Origin of the sequence: Glutamicibacter sp. 0426 (genome assembly GCF_001906485.1) — a bacterium.
GTDB lineage: Bacteria > Actinomycetota > Actinomycetes > Actinomycetales > Micrococcaceae > Glutamicibacter > Glutamicibacter nicotianae.
In genome coordinates, this window is the sequence record NZ_MPBI01000020.1 from 1 (window position 1) to 709 (window position 709).

Sequence of the window (709 nt, forward strand, 5' to 3'; positions counted from 1 at the left end):
TGGTTGGGTCCCTTTAAGCAGTCCAGCAGCTATGCGATAGCTAACTGATTCTCTCTAACCCACTCATCCCAAAACCGGGACGGCGTCAACCCATCCAAAGACCCATGGGGACGCTCATGATTGTAAATGTCTTTCCATTCATCAGCCAAATACTTCGCTTCCACCATAGTGTCCATAATTTCCCCGGAAAGCTGTTCACGCCGGAACTGCGCATTGAACGACTCGATAAAACCGTTCTGCCAAGGTGAGCCCGGATCGATAAACGCAGTGGACACCCCCACAGTGTTGCACCAATCCACCAGCGCGTCAGCAGTGAACTCAGGCCCGTTATCACACCGCACAAACGTTGGCTGGATCCCAGTTTCAGCAATGATGTCCTCCAAAACAGCCACCACATCAGCAGCTTTAAAAGACCTGCGGGGAATGATCGCCAAAGCGGTCCGCGTGTACTCATCAATGACATTGAAGAACCGGATATGACGGCCACAAGAAGTGACATCCGACTGGAAATCAAAGCTCAGTACATGCATCGGGTACTCGGCGGTCAACCGCTTCTGTTCCCCAGCGTCTGGGCCGGTGCGCCGCTTCTTTCGACGCTTGGGCTTACAGACCAAGCCTTCTTCTCGCCATAATCGTCGGATGCGCTTGCTGTTCAAGACAGTGTCATTCCATCGTTCGGTGGCCAGCAAGTGCCAGCGGGCTTTGCGCC

At 53.6% G+C, this 709-nt stretch carries 1 pseudogene; it reads right to left on the reverse strand.

Annotated features, from left to right (window positions below):
• Positions 1 to 29 precede the first annotated feature (29 nt).
• Positions 30 to 709 (reverse strand): annotated as a pseudogene (locus BKX98_RS16575) (IS3-like element ISAar3 family transposase); the annotation flags it as partial.